Origin of the sequence: Alteromonas algae, assembly GCF_049117195.1 — a bacterium.
In the GTDB taxonomy this organism is placed as follows: Bacteria; Pseudomonadota; Gammaproteobacteria; order Enterobacterales; family Alteromonadaceae; genus Alteromonas.
On the sequence record NZ_CP185260.1, the window covers coordinates 1,431,253 to 1,446,069 of the forward strand.

Sequence of the window (14,817 nt, forward strand, 5' to 3'; positions counted from 1 at the left end):
GTTGTCCTTTTATTTTTCTTCTAGAAAGCGGCGAATGCGCGTTTGTTGGGCCTGCACGTTTGCAACGCCTTCAAGGTGTCCAAGCGAACCAGATAGCATATCAATGGCCGTGTCTTTTCCCATGTCCTCTAGCATGGCGTGCGTATGCTCAGAAAGATAAGGCATTAACAATAAATCGGTCGTCGCTGGAAGAAACAGTGTTTTGGCTTTTATCGTACTGAGCCCTTTTTTCAAATCTTGTTGATGACCTGCAACGAATAACTGGCAGGCTCTCACTAAATAAAGAAGGTGATTCGCATCCATGTTTTCTGCACGTGATGCCGCTCGTGATGTAAGCCAATTTACTATGGAGTGTGATGTATTGATGTCATTCAGTGGGGCGTCTTCAAGGTTATTAAATCTCAGCGATTGAGCCTGAGCATTAAAGTATTCCGGTGACAATGCATGTTGGCTAATCAGCATTAACGATGCTGTTAACCCGTTTACTGGCGCAGTCTCTTTGGTGTAGTTCCCGTTATTCCAGTTACTATCAAGTTTTATAGGCATCGCCCAATGCGCCAAGGCCGCAGTGGTCCATCCGTCACTTTCTCCTGCACCGATCACAGAAATCATGCGAGGTACCCAATCGGGATACGCGCTTGCCCAATCGATAGCCTGCATTGAACCCATTGACGGGCCTACTACGGCGTAAAGCGAGGTAATGTCCAAACTTTCAAGTAGCGCCTTTTGTACATTTACGAAGTCCCGGATGGTAACCACAGGAAATGACAAGCCATAGGGTTTGTTTGTGTCGGGGTTAATCGACGCTGGGCCGGTTGTTATTACATGTTCGTCATAGGCATTTAAATTAACCAACGTGTCGACACTAACGACGAAAAACTTATTGGTGTCAATGGCTTTTCCAGGGCCAATAATGGCATCCCAATACCCTGGCTGGGTATCGTTTTCTGTATATTTTCCGGCCGCATGAGAGGTACCAGAAAAGTAGTGGGTGACCAAAATTACGTTGTCTTTTTTGTCATTTAATTCTCCGTAGGCTTCCCAGCCTACGTTTACCTGCTTAATTGTGCTGCCGTTAAACGTTTCGAATGAGGGCAGGGTAAAGCGCTGCTTCTCGACAATGAGCGTGTTATCGCTTGACGCTTCAGCTGCAGCAGTACTTGAAGCGTTTACCAGTGCGCTTACACTCATCATGAATAATGTAAACGCTAATGCAATGAATGTACGTGGGCGCATAAATTGTCCTTCTTACAGTACGCTAAATAGGGTAATTGCCAGCGCAAGCCCAATAAGGGGCACAACGACGGTAAGTGCGGCTACTGACCAATAAGCCGCTTTGTGAGTTTCATGGCATATTGCTCTGATGGTGGTGACGACATAGCCGTTATGTGGCAGCGAGTCTAATGCGCCTGACGAGATAGACACGATACGATGAAGTTGCTCGGCCTCTACGCCTTGGTCAAGGTAGTGCGGAGCAACGAGTGGCAATGCAATCGCCTGCCCACCAGATGCACTGCCCGTTAGGCCGGCAATCACGCTAACCGCAATCGCCGCACCAATGAGTTCATTACCCGGGATTTGGGTCATTAACTCGACGGTGTTTTGAAACGCATCGGTATTTTTCGCAATGGCACCAAACCCCACAACGGCCGCTGTATTCCCTATGGCTACCAGTGCGCCGGTTGTGCCTAGGTTAATGGCAGATTGAAGGTTATGGAAGTGTTTGTAGTTAATCACTAACAAAGTCAGCACGCCGCCTCCAAGAGCAAGGATAAGTGCTAACTGCGCCAAAGACTCGTGAAATAAAAACGAAATAACTAAAACAACAAATAGCGGCACTATGCCGGTCAGCGGGTGAGGGTAGTCACGCTCGCGTACTTCAGGGTCGCTTTCTCTGGCTTCAAAATGTTCGCCGTTATTCACCGCTTTTTTAATCATTTTGGCAAGCCACCAATAACCCAACGTCGCCATAAAGACCGCAACGACCAGGCTTACTTCCCAAGCAGCAAAAGGCGACGTTCCTAAATATTTAATTGGGATCCAATTTTGTATTTCAGGTGAGCCCGCTGATGTCATCGTGAACGTTACCGAACCAAAGGCCATTGCGGCAGGAATAAAGCGCCGCGGTAGGTTAGCATCTTTAAACAAGCTTACCGCCATGGGGTAAACCGAAAATGCCACGACAAATACACTCACGCCGCCATAGGTTAAAATAGCGCACGCCAACACAACGGCCATGACCGCCTGTTTATAGCCTATTTTGTCAATGATCCACCGAGACACCGCGTCTGCAGCGCCGCTGTCTTCCATAAACTTGCCAAACAATGCGCCAAGCAAGAACATAAAGAACCAGGAAGCAATAAATCCAGAGAACCCGCTCATGTATGCGCCGACAAAGTTTAACTCGCCTGTAAATATTGCAATGTTGTTGGTTACCGCTACTAGCAAAGCGCACAGCGGTGCCGCAATAAACAGATTCATACCACGGATAGTGAGTATGATGAGCAGTACTAGCCCACCAACCAACCCAAACATACTTAACATAATTATTTTCCTTAAAAATCTGTGACCGCAGATAGATTGGAATCCGTTAAGCTATAGGTTTTTTTTGTTGTTATTTCAATGCTTTTCATTATTTATGCACACGCAGTATGGAAAGAAAAGCACACGATGTAGTTGGCAGAGTGTGACGCGACTTTATACTAATTCCCATAGTACGATGGTACTACATACGAATGTTACAAAGTGCTCTAGAGTGATTTTGACCGCAGACATTGCATCCGACAGAACGTAAAAATATAAAATCAAAAAGGACTCACTATGTCACTATCCACACATTTTCACCGTTACCCTCGAACTGTTTGTGCTGCCGCCGTGGCAACGGCACTACTTTCTTCTAATGTTGCTATTGCACAGGAAACTGCCGCTGAGGCGAATGAGAAGGGAAAGCTAGAGCGTATAGAAGTTACCGCGCGTAAAACAGTAGAATCGCTTCAAGAAACACCGGTAGCAATTACGTCTATTGGCGCAATGGAACTTGCAGAAAAAGGCATCACGGTGCTCACCGAGGTGCAACAGTTTTCACCCAATACAACATTGCAAACCAGTCGCGGCACCAACTCAACCCTAACGGCATTTATTCGTGGCCTTGGCCAGCAAGATCCACTATGGGGCTATGAACCCGGTGTTGGTATTTATATTGACGATGTATATATGGCTCGTCCTCAGGGCGCTGTGCTGGATTTATTAGACGTGCAACGTATTGAAGTACTTCGTGGGCCGCAAGGTACCCTGTATGGCAAAAATACCATTGGTGGTGCGGTCAAATATGTAACAAAAGAAATGTCTGGCGATGCCGAGTTTAACGTAGAAGCTACCGTGGGCAGCTACAACCAACGCGATGTTCGTTTCACCGGCCAAGTCCCATTAATTGAAGATACGGTGTATTTAGGTGTTGGGTATGCAAACTTAAATCGAGACGGGTTCGGTGAATATTTAATAAGTGCGCTTCCTAATCAAGATAAAGAGAACTACAACAAAGAATTGTGGGCAGCGAGAGTCACGTTAGAAATTAATGCATCGGATGACCTATTTTTCAGACTTGGTTGGGACAAAACGGAAGATGATTCAAACGCAAAAGGGGGGTTCAGATTACTGCCTAGCTTACTTACTGATGCACCTGTCCCCGACTCAAAATTTGATTCCTACACCAGTTTACCTACCGAAAACAAAGTAGAGCTTGAAGGTTACAGCTGGTTAGCGCGCTACAATGTTTCCGATAATATGGAGCTGAAATATATTGGTTCACATAGAGAAAGTTATTCACCAACTAATATCGACTTTGATAATACGCCCTTGCCTATTTTTGACGTGCCCGCTGAATACGATGATTCAAATGACACGCATGAAGTGCAGTTAAATTACATTGGCGACAGTTATGATCTTGTGTCGGGACTATACCTTTATGATGGCGAATCGTGTGGTAACTTTGACGCTATATTAGGAGTACTTGGGGCTTCACTTGGCGCGCCAGGTCTTACCCGTGAAGTCACAGGGTGTAACAATTCTGAAAGCTGGGCGGCCTATGCCCAATTTAATTATCAAGTAAACGATAAGCTGTCGCTATCGCTTGGTGCACGATACACAGACGAAGAAAAAACAGCATTTGTAAATAACGGATTAGTGTTTGATAACGTGTATCCTGCATCGGATTGGATAGATGGATATGTACGCCCTGATGGTCAATTAGTTCCTCAAGTGTTAGGTACTGATACCGATGGCGATGGTGAACTCGACGCGCCTGCGAAAGAGAGTTGGTCTCGATTTACGCCTCGCGTCGGCATCGAGTATCAAATGAATACCGACACAATGTTCTTCGCCAGCTATTCTCAAGGCTTCAAATCAGGAACCTTTAACCCTCGCGCTCAAACAAATGAGCCTGGGGTACGTCCTGAGGTAGTGGATAGTGTTGAAATTGGTATGAAGAGCGATATAAGTGATACGCTTCGCTTAAACGTAACCTTGTTTACTTATGACCATAGTGACAGGCAGTATATTGGCGTTGAAGGTGACTTGTCAGACCCTACTGCACTTGACCAACGACTGCGCAATGCTGCAGAAACCGCGGCAAATGGTGCAGAAGTAGAAATGACATGGGTGGCATCCGAAAACCTGCAGTTTGATGTGGCCTATGGTTTCATCGACTTTGAAATTAAAGAAAATAACGCCATTCCACCAATTATCGGTGCAGCAAGTACCCCTGAAAATACATTAAACGTAAACGCTAACTATCTATTAGAAACCAGCGTTGGCGACATTATTTTCAATGCCAACTACTACTACCGTGACGACTACCTGTTGTTTGAAACCAGTGACCTCATTCAGCAAGATGCCTATGGAATGGTTAACTTAAGTGCACGATGGGAGAGCGTTGAAGGGGACTGGTATGCAGGTCTTCACGTGAAGAACCTTACCGATGAAGAATATCTTGTGGGCGGGTACGATTTTGTTACTCGAGATGACGCCGGGAACTTCGGTCCAGGGTTAGGCGGCGATACGACGCTTATTGGCTATTACGGCGATCCTCGAACGGTTCACTTAACCGTTGGCTATCGTTTTTAATCACGACAAGTAAAATTCACACTTTTAAGCCCACGACAACGTGGGCTTTTTTTACATTATCTTGCATGCATGAACGTCATGCGATGAAAAAACGCATTATTAGCGTAAGTGATATTGCACGAGAGTTGCATGCGCCGCTAGATATTCAATCGCAGCTTTCATTCGCAGTAGTATCGCGGCATCGGTACTGTAGTAACCTGGTCGTTAGGATGTACTTAAAAACCACCAAGATATTGGTGGTTTTTTTATCACTTAAGCCCTGTGCCCATGGTCTATTGTTTCTATCATGTTAGTATGGTGTTAACAGATTTAGTAGTTAATGGATCACACGTGCAGACCTGCATTTTAATTGCCGACGACCACCCATTGTTTCGTGTTGCGATGTGCCACGCACTTAACAGCAACGACAGCCTTTTACTGATGGAGGCTTCTAGTTTTCCAGAAACTATGGAAGTTTTGGCCACGAATGTTCACGTAGATATCGTATTTTTAGACTTGGGAATGCCTGGAACGGAAGGATTAAATGGGCTTTCTGAGATTCGTGCCGAATATCCCGACGTGTTAGTTGTTATTGTTACCGCTCAAGATGCGCCAGATATCGTGCGGCGAGCGCTGGCACTTGGCGCAAGCGGGTTCATTCCTAAGTCGGCATCGGTAGAATGTATTATTGAGGCTGTCAATACGGTGTTAGAGGGTGAGACATGGTTACCTGAACACATCGGCTCCACACTAGAACGTAGTGACCACGTCGACGATTTTAGCATGCGATTGGCGCAACTTACGCCACATCAGTTGAAGGTGCTTAAAATGGTGTCTGACGGCTTGTTAAACAAACAAATAGCCTACGAGCTCGCCATCTCTGAATCTACTGTAAAACAACATGTCTCAGCGGTCTTGAAAAAGCTAGGCGTAATAAATAGAACAAAGGCTGGCATAGCATTTAAAAATACTATGCGAACCGGTAGTTAGTGTTGCTTACTTATTACTAAATGCTTTTTTCAGATAAGCATTAAACGCCGGCGCCGCCGCGCGCTTGTCTTTCTCAATCTGTGCTACTTCTGGCATGGCTTTAAGCGTTTCCATTAACGCCTTACTTTCTGGTGCATGTTCATATAAATCTACTTCAAACAATTTTTTGGCCACAGGTGCTGCAAGGTCCATAGAATAAAGAAACATAATATCGGCCGCAGTGAGCGTATCGCCCGCGATAAATGGGGAGAAGTCGGCTGCACGCGCGAGGGCTTGTACACCATTAAACAAAGCACGTTTTACTTCTTTTTTTGTATTTTCATCTACTGGAACACCCCAAAATGCTTCGGTGTGACAACGTCTTGCGGGCAGTTCGATATACAGTTCTATAAGCTTTACCAGCTCTTTTACCTTGGCACGAGCAAAAGGCTCAGTAGGGTAAAGTAGCGACTGCGGTGCTATCTCATCTAGGTATTCAAGAATAACATTGGTCTCGACCAGTACGCCTTGTTCGGTTTGCAACGCGGGTACTTTGCCCGTTGGACTTATTGCTAAGTAATCTGGCGTTTGGTTTGGGTAGGTCATTACCGTTTCGTACTCTATCCCCTTTAGCGCCATTGCCAATTTGATCATGTTGTAATAGTTACTAACATCAAAGCCATACAATTTAAGCATAATGAATCCTCATTGAAGTGTTTCAATACATTCGTGCTTTATTAAATAGCGTGCAACACATCTGTATTTATAGATGACTATAAAGGTTAATTTGCTTGTAATATCGCTTACGACTTAATCCGCTCGCTACATTGGAACGTAAAACATGCAAACGAATAATATAAAGCGAAAGCCGTGTTATCAAAACTTATTAAACGTTTGACCAATCGTCCTAATCTTCGTACATCTGTTACAAACAAACACGATGAGGCCATCTCCCTGTGGCAGGATACTGGACAAGTTTATTATCTTGAAAACACGCTAAAGCTAACTTATGCATCAGAGAATGGTGAAGTAACCCTTGAAAAGTTGACTGTTGAAGGGCTTCGTAACGTGATAGCTGCCATTGATGCCATGCCTGAGGGATCGCCACTTGCACGCTCACGCGTTGCAAACCAAGACGATGCTTTTGTCATTAGCATTTGTGGCGTAACGTGGCAGAAAAAGGGGGACAGTGTTCGAATTAAGGCGATTCCAGAAGCCGCCTTGCTAAGAAGTAAAACCGCGTGTTTCAGTAAGTCGCAAGCGGTGTTCAGGCACGCACAGTCGCTAGAACATGACGACCTGTTAACGTCTGCCTCAGCGGGTGGGCAAGATGGGTCGTTTACGTATAATAGAATATCGTTAGTCGCATTTACCGATCAAATTGCTCGAGCAAATGCGCGCATTGCGCCAAAAGGCAAACATGCTATTACCGTAAGGGGTGAGAATTTTTCTACCGCATTCACTGACCACGAACAATGCGCCATCGACACATTACTCACCGCTAATGAAGGCAGCAAGTTACAAAAAAAATTAGAATGATAAGCTAAATTGCTTCACCTTTTCCGATGTAATACGCCTTAATCAATGGCGAGAAATCCCAATCGGTTAAGTCTACATCAAATGAATAGGCGCCTACACTGTCTGCCCATCGATCGTTTTGAATACGAGTTGGCCACATTTTTATGTAAACAAGCTTCCCTTCAATGCAATGAAGCACTGATGAGGATTGCTCACCATCAGGCGACACGTACTTAGTTTCAGATATCGCTGAGCCTGGCTCACACGCCGCATTAAAAAAAACAAAGCCTCGATATTGTCCGTTCTCGCTAAGCGTAATAAGCGCTGCATAATCTTCATCAAGGTTAACTTGTCTCAGCGCCGGCGAATAGCCGTCTTTTTGCTTGATTTGAACTTCAGATACTTCATTTTGCCATTTCCAGCCTGTACTACCTAAATAATAAAGTGCGTCGTTCTTTTCGTTGTGCGACCTTACAATTTGAAACGACTTATAGGCGCAAATAGCAATAACAGTAAGCAATAAAGCACCGGTAGCATAAAGTAAAACCGGGGACGTTTTTCGGTTCATAGCAACTCCACAATGTAATAATTTGTATACGATGGCGAAGTGAGCTTTGGATTAATTAGTTAATAACTCGCTAATCGTTGGATATTACCTACAGTTAAGGTTTGCCTTTTCAAAAACGGTATTAGCCTAATTGGGAATATATTCTCCACTTTTACAAGCTATTATCTTTACATTGGATGCGGATGGGACGCGTAAAATAGGAATTAAATGGCGCTAGGTAATAAAAGAACGAAAGCGGTTGAAGAGCCAAAAGAGTTGTTAACGCAGTTGTTAACGCCCATGGCGGCGGCATTCTTTTTTCTTTATGTGCTAATCACATGTAGTCATTACTTTCTACTTCCTGATGATTATAAATGGGGGCTGGTTAGTTTAGCGCTAGTTACCACCGTATTTAGCTTTGTGTTAATGCGCAAGTCAGCAAAAATTTCGACGCTTCATCAACGCTTGGGTATTCTTTCGCTATTGTTATTGGGTTCTGTAAATAGTTTAGCACACCTGTGGCTGTCTCAATCGCCTGAACAAACGACCAACCTTTTCTTAGTGATCCTGGCCTGCGGCATTGTTTTATCGAATCGATTCCAGTGGGTTGTATTAATATCGCTAAACTGGGCTGGTTGGGTAATGGTTAATCTTGCTGCCGACATGCCGTTGATGCTTCATTTCTTCTTTTCCATGTTAATGGGAACGTTATTAAGTTGGTTTTCACATTTGGGCCGACAAAAGCTTGTCAGTAAACAGGTTGAATTAACGCAACAAAGAGATTATGCGGTAGCACACGAAAAGAAAGCCATGGCGGCAAACGAAGCAAAAAGTGCTTTTCTCGCCAATATGAGTCACGAGATACGAACACCTATGAATGGTGTCATCGGCATGATTGATGTTATCAGCCGGATGGAATTAGGTGAGCAACAGGCAACCTTTCTTGCGACAGCAAAACGTAGCGCAGATTCGTTAATGGTGATTATCAACGACATCTTAGACTTTTCGAAAATAGAAGCGGGAGAGCTAACCCTCGAACACATAGAGTTTGATTTAAACCAGTTCATGTACGAGGTAATTCAAGAGCAGAAATTTCAAGCTGATAAAAAAGGTTTGCGGATTGAACTTATTGCAGAAAGTGACAACATCACCAGGGTAGTGGGTGACCCTCTTCGTCTTAAACAAATCTTTAATAACTTACTGTCAAATGCGATTAAGTTTACCGAAACCGGGAGTGTCACTATTCACTGTAATACAACGCGTACTGGCGACTCATTACGAATCAATGTAGACATAAGCGATACAGGTGCTGGTATAGATGAAGCGATCATTCCCTTTCTTTTCGAATCGTTCTCACAAGCAGATTCGTCAACAACGAGAAAGTTTGGCGGCACAGGGCTTGGCCTCGCTATTACTAAACAGGTTTGTGAATTGATGGGGGGAGAGATAACCCTTTCAAGTGAAGTCGGGAAAGGGTCTACCTTTACGTTTTTTGTCACACTGATGGTTCCCGAACAGCCAGACAATGAGACGAAGGCTACTAGCATTAGTTCGCGTCCAACTGATATGAATCTATCCGTACTATTAGTTGAAGACAATGAAATTAATAGGCAAGTCATGTTGGCTATTTTAGGAGGTATGGGCGTAGACGTAGACGAGTCAAACGACGGTTGTGAAGCCCTAGATACGCTGATGAAATCCCCACCAATGAAATACGATATTATTTTAATGGACTGCCAAATGCCTAATTTAGACGGTTACGAAACGACGCGTCGCATTCGTGCTGGTAGTGTAGGCGAGCACTTGTCATCTATCCCAATTGTCGCGTTGACCGCCAATGCGATGGAGAGCGAAAAACAAAAATGTTTTGACGCCGGCATGAATGACTACCTTACTAAACCGGTTAATATTGAATCGTTAACAGCGGTGTTGCTATCGTACCAGCGTAAACAAGACACCGCGCAAGTTTAGGCTTTTTATTTTTCTGTTTGTCTTGGTGTGTTATACGAGGGCTCTGACGGTTAGAGGCAATATACAAACTTAATAGGCAACGCATTATACATTGGTAGGGTTTAGCACATTATTTGTGCACAAGACTACAATATAGGGTATTTTATTATCGAACTTTTTCGTCACTATCTTTAGTATATACAGGGATGTAAAGGAAGCGCGCTAATGTCATTAAAAACAAGATTGTTGTTCTCTGTCGTTCTACTTGTGTCTCTATCTGTCCTAGCGCTAGCTGCGTATACAACGTACGTCGCTGTTAATACTTCTACTACTGCATTAGCTGCCTCCTCAGAGGATAAAATGCGCCAACAAGGCGTTCAAACTAAGCAAGCAATTAAAAACTATTTGGCTTTCAATGAAAGCCAAATTAGAAATTTTTCGTCTTCTTCTCTCGTATTTAATGCCGCCAATGACTTTGTTCCCGCGTTTAATCGCTATACGGAGCAAAGAGGAGAGCTAACAAGCGCGCAAAAAAACACGCTTTTCGATTATTACAAAAATGATTTCGCAACGCTCTATAAAAAACGAAATGATGCAGTGCTATCTGAGCCTACACGGCTTGTGGAAGGCCTGACTAACACTTCCCAAGCGCTGCAATATGACTTTATAGCGGCATCTCAATTCCCAATTGGCGAGAAAGACAAATTAACGACATTGAGTAATAACAGCGATTATGCAAAGTCGCATGCAAGGTATCACGATGAAATCCGGCAGTTTCTTCAGGAATTTGGCTACTACGACATTTTTATTGTCGAACCCAAGAGCGGCGAGATTGTTTACAGTGTCTATAAAGAACTCGATTTTGCCACTGATTTGAAAGAAGGGCCTTATGCTGATACCGGGATTGGCAACGCTTTCTCTGCCGTTATAGAGAAAGGTGACAACAATTATGTCGCTATAAGTAAACTTGAGACCTATTTGCCGTCATATGACGCTATGGCAGGCTTTTTAGCGTCAGCCATTACCGACGGTTCGGGTGAGATAACAGCAGTTTTAATTTTTCAAATTCCTATTGATAGAATTGGCGCAATACTCACTCATAACCAAGAATGGAAAGACAGTGGGTTTGGCGACTCGGGAGAGACTTATCTGGTTTCGCCAGATGGATTATTGGTTACCGAAAGTCGTTTCTTTTTAGAAGACAGAGAAAATTACTTAAAAGCAATTAGTGCGACTTCACCGAGCACAGCAAAGAAAATAAAAGACGCGGGGACGTCAGTCGGGCTTCAGAGAGTTGATAGTGCTGCTAGCGGTAAGGCACTAAACGGTCAAAAAGGTTTTGAAATGGTAAAAGACTACAGAGATGTATCTGTCTTTTCATCGTATTTGCCGTTAGCTATTGGGGAGCATACTTATGGGCTTCTCGCCGAAATTGATGTATCTGAAGCGTTAGCGCCTGCACAGCACCTGCAATCGAAATTAGTGTATTCAACTCTTATTGTGGCTGTAGTTATTCTTGTATTCGCAGTAGTGGTTTCTCTTTTGCTTGCGAAGAAAATAATTAAGCCTTTGGAAGAATTAGGTGAGGCCTGTAGTGCACTATCAAGCGGAGACGGCAATCTTACCATTAGGTTAAACGCAACACGCATTCCTGAAATCAATAATGTGATAACACCATTCAACGCGTTTATTACCCAAATTCAGCATATCGTTGAGCAGATAAAAAATAATTCAGACAAGCTGTTATCCTCATCAGATGAATTAGCTGCGTTAGTGGAGCAAAGTAAAAAGGGCGTGGCGATACAGCTTGGTGAAACAGAAATGGTAGCAGCGTCAGTCGAGGAGCTTTCTGTGTCTATTGCGGAAGTATCTCGTAATACAGTTGAAACAAGAGACGCCAGTACGTCAGCCATGGCAAGTCTGAAAGAAAACATGGACCGAGCCGACCTCGCAGCAGGCAACATCAAGCTGTTGGTGAAATTAATTAGAGATTCTCAGAACGTTATCAGCACACTGCAAAATGAGGTGGGTTTGATTAATAGTTTACTGAGTGACATTACCTCTATTGCAGATCAAACCAATTTACTTGCTCTAAATGCGGCTATTGAAGCTGCAAGAGCAGGAGAAGCTGGGCGAGGATTCTCAGTGGTCGCCGATGAGGTGAGAGCGCTGGCTAATCGCTCTCAGGAAAGCACACACAAGATATCTTCAATAGTAGATCGAATGAATGATGCATCTAGCCTCTCGGTGAAAGAGATGGAAAAAGCGTCAACGGCAGCAGATGGCGGTATACATTTGGTCGACCTTGTTACCACTGCTATGAATGAGCTGTCTCATATCATTTCTCAAGTAAGTGCAATGGCTGAGACGGTAGCGACTGCCACCGAAGAGCAAAATGCGACATCTGATAGCGTAAGTGGTAACGTCAACAGTATTGCTGAACAAGCTGAAGAGCTTAATACGGGTATCGGTTTGGTAGCAGAATCGGCGACGTCACTGTCTACTATGGCCAAAGAATCAAGCAAACTGGTAAGTGGGTTTACAGTGTGACAACACGCGCTTGCATATCTCTACGTTCTATATTTTGCCAAAGGGTACGCAACAGCTTGACGAATTTGTGAGTGAATTGACGCTAACTCCTCAAAAAATAAAAAATGATCAACTTTAAGCCGATGAAGCCTTTTGAAATGCTCATCTGCTAACTCGGTTTCTCGATAAGAGCGCTTATTAGTGTTTTGTAGTCTTTTTTATCAATATTGTGAGTGGCAAGTTTTATATCTAGTGCAAGCATCAGAGCATCGCGACCATGGGGATAACCGCTATAGTCCTTTGGACGTTGGAACGCGGGATCAGATAATGCTTCTATTGCTTCATCAACGGCATAGTGCGCTAACTTATTGTATATGATCCCAGGATAAGTATTCTCCTGGTGATAAAAATAGCGCTCTGTATCAGCGTAGTCATCGGGGCTACCAGCGAGGCATGCTTCAAAGCTAAACACACTGAAGTTTATATACTGAACGGTGTTAAAAATATCATCCATAGAACGTTTACCAAATTTTTGACAATAGCGTTCGGTGAGATGATATCGTTCAAACGGGTTCAGTTCGTTAATTTGTGCGAGAACATCAAAAGGAATGTCTTTAAGGGATTCCGTGGATGCCGCTATCGCGTCGACCCTGCGGGTATCTAAGGACTGGCTGCCCATTTTTTCATAATAGGCATCAACCAATGTCAGTGATTGTTGCTTTAGTAGTTGGACGTTCTCGGTGAAACTATTGTCGGCATTGATATAAACAAATACATCATCAATGCTTGTTAGTGGCGGTACCAATGACTGTAACGTTTTCTTTCGTTCAACACAGGTTTTCGCCCTTTCATTATATTCGTCTTTTAGCACTCGAGCTTGAAACGCATTACGTTTCAATTGATCTTGCAGATATAAAGGTAATGTGGAATCAGGATGAATTTGTAGCTTATCAATGTGATGAGGGAGAATCGATAACCCTTTTAACTGGTCTACGATAGGGCGTTCAAGCATCGCTATATAACCCGCCAACATTGGGTTTTTGGTATAGGACGTAGAAACGATGTCAACGCGAAAACCGTGCTCACCTAATTCGGTCATCATCGCCTTTTGAATTTCGGTAAACTCGTCCTTCTTCGCATTTAATGTATTAAAAATAATCGTATTGAGAGGGTTAAAGAAAAACGCGGTATGTTGAAGATTAGGCTGAGAGAGGAGTAGTCGCATTGCATGTAGCGACTCAATTTCAATCGCTGCTTGCAAAGCGGTTTGTAACGTATTGTGTTTGGTATAAATCGGCTCGTTATTAAAATCAAAACTCGACAGTAATTTCTCTAATACTTCATTGCTTGCCCCTGAACGCACCGCTTGGGTGAAAAGCAAATGGCTGACTGGGTATTGTGCGGCGATATCGTCAACAAACGTTGGGGATGCGGTTGCCAAACTATGACCAATAACGACGTCGGGGGTTATAAGGAATTTGTTTCTTCCTCTTCTTATCGCATAGCCGTGTTTATCGTTGTTTTGCCTAAAGGCATGTGTAGCTTGCATGACTTTTTCAATATCTTGTTGCGCCGCAGCCTCAACTATATCTTGCAGAAGATAGAATGCATTTCTTATTTCATCGATTTCTTCTTGGGTAGGCTTAAATGGCGCACGCTGGAATTTCTGTTGTTGATTTGTTAGTTGAAGGCGGTGTAAATTTAACAGAGCATTTGATGTGTCAAAATAGCCTTCTTCTTGAAGTAAGAACACGGCATCGCTAAGAAGACGGCTATTATCTAGCGCCAGAAGTTCACTATTTATTGCATTTTTTACGCGCTGAAGTTTATCCCAAACCTCTGCGTTTTCTACTTCGCATTGACTGTAGGACTCACTTGCCGAGTAGATTTTTGTAGCGTTTTCTAATGCGTTTGCGGTGCGATCTGGCGTTAACGGAGCAGTCATTAGCCTATAGTTTTTAGGTTCGATAGTAGAGTCTGACGCATCAGTACTTGGTGCGGTATTGTTGAACGCCTCTTCTTTCTCGTTTGTGACAAAGTATATACCGATGCCCATCAAAGTGATGACGAGCGCGACAGCACCTAAAATAGCCTTTCGGTATCGATTATAGTCCTTTATAGTCACCGTTGCGCACTCCATAGAATTGACTACTGTCTAGCATAACTGTATTAACGCGGCTCATGATACGTTACTCACGTTCAGG

10 protein-coding genes are annotated in these 14,817 nt (G+C 43.7%); 5 read left to right on the forward strand and 5 right to left on the reverse strand.

All coding sequences use genetic code 11. The features are described 5' to 3' along the window. Window positions 1-9 precede the first annotated feature (9 nt). Window positions 10-1,236, reverse strand: a complete 1,227-nt coding sequence (locus ACOJRU_RS06460) for an E22 family MetX-like putative esterase (protein WP_421134212.1) — start codon at window positions 1,234-1,236, stop codon at window positions 10-12. A 12-nt stretch (window positions 1,237-1,248) separates the two neighbouring features. Then, a complete protein-coding gene (locus tag ACOJRU_RS06465) occupies window positions 1,249-2,544 on the reverse strand; it encodes a GntP family permease (protein WP_421134213.1) in 1,296 nt (431 codons plus the stop codon). 276 nt (window positions 2,545-2,820) lie between these two features. Between ACOJRU_RS06465 and ACOJRU_RS06470 the strand changes: the two genes are divergently transcribed. Next, window positions 2,821-5,121 (forward strand): TonB-dependent receptor, encoded by a 2,301-nt coding sequence (locus tag ACOJRU_RS06470; RefSeq protein WP_421134214.1) that lies wholly within the window; start codon window positions 2,821-2,823, stop codon window positions 5,119-5,121. A gap of 330 nt (window positions 5,122-5,451) precedes the next feature. After that, window positions 5,452-6,090, forward strand: a complete 639-nt coding sequence (locus ACOJRU_RS06475; RefSeq protein WP_421134215.1) for a response regulator — start codon at window positions 5,452-5,454, stop codon at window positions 6,088-6,090. Between the two features lie 6 nt (window positions 6,091-6,096). Here ACOJRU_RS06475 and ACOJRU_RS06480 read toward each other — a convergent pair whose 3' ends face one another. Beyond that, window positions 6,097-6,765 (reverse strand): glutathione S-transferase family protein, encoded by a 669-nt coding sequence (locus ACOJRU_RS06480; protein ID WP_421134216.1) that lies wholly within the window; start codon window positions 6,763-6,765, stop codon window positions 6,097-6,099. 174 nt (window positions 6,766-6,939) lie between these two features. On the opposite strand from ACOJRU_RS06480, the gene ACOJRU_RS06485 reads away from it, so the two are divergent. Beyond that, window positions 6,940-7,608, forward strand: coding sequence for a hypothetical protein (locus tag ACOJRU_RS06485; RefSeq protein ID WP_421134217.1), 669 nt, complete (start codon window positions 6,940-6,942; stop codon window positions 7,606-7,608). Window positions 7,609-7,612: 4 nt separating this feature from the next. Here ACOJRU_RS06485 and ACOJRU_RS06490 read toward each other — a convergent pair whose 3' ends face one another. After that, the gene (locus ACOJRU_RS06490) at window positions 7,613-8,155 is read right to left on the reverse strand and encodes a hypothetical protein (protein ID WP_421134218.1); all 543 of its coding nucleotides are present in this window, start codon (window positions 8,153-8,155) and stop codon (window positions 7,613-7,615) included. 207 nt (window positions 8,156-8,362) lie between these two features. Between ACOJRU_RS06490 and ACOJRU_RS06495 the strand changes: the two genes are divergently transcribed. Together ACOJRU_RS06495 and ACOJRU_RS06500 are read left to right on the forward strand one after the other, a co-directional pair. Continuing rightward, window positions 8,363-10,105 carry an ATP-binding protein gene (locus ACOJRU_RS06495; RefSeq protein WP_421134219.1) on the forward strand — a complete coding sequence of 581 codons (1,743 nt, stop codon included), beginning with the start codon at window positions 8,363-8,365 and terminating at the stop codon, window positions 10,103-10,105. 204 nt (window positions 10,106-10,309) lie between these two features. Then, a complete protein-coding gene (locus ACOJRU_RS06500) occupies window positions 10,310-12,634 on the forward strand; it encodes a methyl-accepting chemotaxis protein (protein ID WP_421134220.1) in 2,325 nt (774 codons plus the stop codon). 148 nt (window positions 12,635-12,782) lie between these two features. Here the strand turns inward: ACOJRU_RS06500 and ACOJRU_RS06505 are convergent, their stop codons facing one another. Beyond that, the gene (locus ACOJRU_RS06505) at window positions 12,783-14,738 is read right to left on the reverse strand and encodes a hypothetical protein (RefSeq protein ID WP_421134221.1); all 1,956 of its coding nucleotides are present in this window, start codon (window positions 14,736-14,738) and stop codon (window positions 12,783-12,785) included. Between the last annotated feature and the right edge of the window lie 79 nt (window positions 14,739-14,817).

What these genes read in the sequence shown, in the direction of transcription:
- ACOJRU_RS06460 (WP_421134212.1), bottom strand. Translation starts at nt 1,236, where the DNA reads ATGCGCCCACGTACATTCATTGCATTAGCGTTTACATTATTCATGATG.
- ACOJRU_RS06465 (WP_421134213.1), bottom strand. Translation starts at nt 2,544, where the DNA reads ATGTTAAGTATGTTTGGGTTGGTTGGTGGGCTAGTACTGCTCATCATA.
- ACOJRU_RS06470 (WP_421134214.1), top strand. Translation starts at nt 2,821, where the DNA reads ATGTCACTATCCACACATTTTCACCGTTACCCTCGAACTGTTTGTGCT.
- ACOJRU_RS06480 (WP_421134216.1), bottom strand. Translation starts at nt 6,765, where the DNA reads ATGCTTAAATTGTATGGCTTTGATGTTAGTAACTATTACAACATGATC.
- ACOJRU_RS06490 (WP_421134218.1), bottom strand. Translation starts at nt 8,155, where the DNA reads ATGAACCGAAAAACGTCCCCGGTTTTACTTTATGCTACCGGTGCTTTA.
- ACOJRU_RS06495 (WP_421134219.1), top strand. Translation starts at nt 8,363, where the DNA reads ATGGCGCTAGGTAATAAAAGAACGAAAGCGGTTGAAGAGCCAAAAGAG.
- ACOJRU_RS06500 (WP_421134220.1), top strand. Translation starts at nt 10,310, where the DNA reads ATGTCATTAAAAACAAGATTGTTGTTCTCTGTCGTTCTACTTGTGTCT.